General features: G+C 47.1%; 3 protein-coding genes. All 3 read right to left on the reverse strand.

Annotated features, from left to right (window positions below; translation table 11 throughout):
- A partial coding sequence (locus FNE76_RS07965) for a hypothetical protein (protein WP_143928486.1) occupies positions 1 to 356 on the reverse strand: 356 nt, incomplete at its 3' end.
- Entirely contained in the window at positions 356 to 1,234 is an 879-nt protein-coding gene (locus FNE76_RS07970) for a hypothetical protein (protein ID WP_120948831.1), read from the reverse strand. The genes FNE76_RS07965 and FNE76_RS07970, both read right to left, overlap by 1 nt.
- Positions 1,234 to 2,223 (reverse strand): hypothetical protein, encoded by a 990-nt coding sequence (locus FNE76_RS07975; RefSeq protein ID WP_235852324.1) that lies wholly within the window; start codon positions 2,221 to 2,223, stop codon positions 1,234 to 1,236. Before FNE76_RS07975 ends, FNE76_RS07970 begins: the two co-directional genes overlap by 1 nt.
- Positions 2,224 to 2,636: the final 413 nt, after the last annotated feature.

Consider the following 2,636-nt stretch of genomic DNA (forward strand, 5'->3'; position numbering starts at 1 on the left):
TATATCCAATAACGCTCGGTGTCCCAATACTCCTCTGTTGTGGTATAAGCCTCCTTGCCCCAATAAGAAGTGTCGCGCCACTGCTGTTCTGTGGTTCTATAACCCGTGCGTCTTAGGGCTGTTAGGCTCCCTTGGCCTCCGGCAATGGTAAAGTTAATCCTCGCGTTATCAATATCCACATACACCAAAGCCCCATGGTTGCCCTGTTTGTAATAGCTATGTTGCCAAGCATTTTCTGGCCCATAGCTGGCATCTTCCCCCTTGCATCCGGTGATGGTCACTAGATAGTCTTTGGCTTTGTCTCCGGGGTTAAGCTCTTGGCGACTACTTTGCCCATTAAAAATCAAGGTGGCCATCATTGCCCCCCTAATTTGTTATAAGCGCGCAAATCAATATCCCCACCGCTTTCTTGGATATAGCGCGCCTTAAGCCTGTACTCGGCTAACTTGCCCAACATATCCGGGGTGATCTTGCCCCCCAAGGCCTGCAAGTTGTGCAATTGGCTGGTCAAGTAGTTTAGATTGATGTTTTGGGTTTCCCCTAGCCTGGCGGTGTATTCCTTAGCCCCCCTAAAACCTATCCGCGTGATGTGTTTTAGATCATCTAGGGTTTGGTTAGTCACCTTCCCATTGGTTAATGCCCTTGCGGTGCTGTAGGTGTATTGATTGACCGCCGTATCGGTTTGGGCTAGTTCAGCCCCTAGGGGCACTACCCCGCTGGTCAATTGGTTAGCCTTGCGCAACAAGCCATTAAAAAGGCCGCTATTCTTTTGGGCCTTGTTGATGATATTATCCCCTAGATCAAGGGCCTTAATGGTCTCGTATATATCGCTCGTGGCTTTGGTGCGGTTAGCCACCTTTTGGTTGAGCTCCAAACTCCCGCCCAAAAACACGCCTAGGTTAATCCCCAAATAGTTTTTAGCCATATAATAATCAAAGAGGCTTAGATTCCTGCCTTTAATCTTGCTATCTAGTTGCTTAATCCCCGTTGATGGGGGTAAGCTTGCCTGCCCTTCTATAGGGGCATCCATATTCCCCTGGTTTTCCTCAATGATGAAGGGACTAAAGTCCCGCTTAGGGGGGCTATCCTCTTGGGCACTCTCTGTCTGCTTATAGCCTTGTGTAGCCAAAAGGGTTTTAGTGCCATTGGGGGTCTTATTGAGCCTCTCTAAAACCTCTTGCGCGTTTTCCTTAAGGGCTTGGCTAGCCCGTTGCGTCATCTCTGCTAATCCCATCAATTCACCTTATAAGCTTTTGTGTGTAGCCACTCATCTTGTAAAATGCCCTGCTTGATGAGCTCTTGCTTTTTGAGGGCAAGGGCCACATCATTTTTAAATTGCCACTCTTTGAGCCGTATTTGCATCCAAGCCATCTCTTGCTCTTGGAGCATTTTAACCGCATTGCCCAATAGCAAACTTTCTAAGTGCGTTTGGGCCTCAAATTCGATTTCTTTAAGGCGTTTGAGCGGGGCCTGTTGGTTTAAAAAGTCGGTGATGAAGTCCTGCCAATAGGCCTGCATAAAATCCCGTTCCAACTCTTTTAAAAACATTTCCTTTAAATGCTCTTCAATGGCGGGGTAAAAAAGGGCGTGCTGTTCTTTGAGAAAACTAAAGTCAAGGCGTGTAATTTCCTCTTGGACTAGGGGCAAAAACTGGGCCTCTAACACTTCTTTCCCCATTTCTTTGAGCTCTAAAAGCGCATCTTGTAAATCCTCTTGCCCTTGGGCAAGCACCGATCTTAATTGCGCCTGCCACACTCCAAAGAGGCTTGTTTGGATACTCTGCCTGAACTCTTGCACAATCTCGCCCTTAGCGCGCTCTAAAAAGACATTTAACTCCTCTGGGCTAAAAATCCTTTTTGTGTCTATTTGCGCGCGCAAATCCTCTTTAAGACTCTCTTGGGCACTTTGGGCTAGGGCCTTGGTCTCAATCTTGGCCAATAGCGCGGTCTGGATATTGCGCTCTAAAGCCGGCATTGCCCTAGCCACTTCTTGGGCGGCCATTTTGTTTAAATTATTGGCCACATCGCTAGCCACTTGCGGATCGTTAATCTTCTCTTGCACCGCCTGGTCGTAGCGTTGCTCTAACTCTTTGGCCTTGGCCTCAAAGTGCATTTTAACCTGTTTGGCTAGCGTGCCCCGGGCTAGCTCTAACACGCTGATACTCTCTTGTCTGGTCTTTTTATTGGCTTCTAATAATTCTTGGATTTTGTTATAAAGTTCCACATCCTGCTCCCTTAGATTCAAGGATTCCTAGCGTGGGAGAGAAACGATGAGCTTACTATAATTGGGAATTTAAGATGCCCACGCTAGGCACAAAGAACACACACTTAACCAAGTGCCCCCACATCTTAGCATTTTGCTAGGGAGAGGGCAAGGGTTAAACCCGAAGGGTTTAATGGAGCGTAGCGGAACGCGTAGTGTTTAATGAGCAAAAGCCCCTAGGCTTTTGCAAAATGCGCTAGCATTTTAATAGTCAAACGGGCAATTGATACCAAAAGGCTAGAAAAGCCCCAACTAGAGTGGCCTAGCTTAAGCCCAAACGCTTTAGCATTTAATCCTTATGCCCACCAAGATGATAAAACCAAAGTGGCGCAAGTTTGCCCAACTAGAGTGGTGTAAGATTGATGACAAGCTTT

It is taken from the genome of Helicobacter mehlei, assembly GCF_007280785.1.
GTDB classification, from domain to species: Bacteria; Campylobacterota; Campylobacteria; order Campylobacterales; family Helicobacteraceae; genus Helicobacter; species Helicobacter mehlei.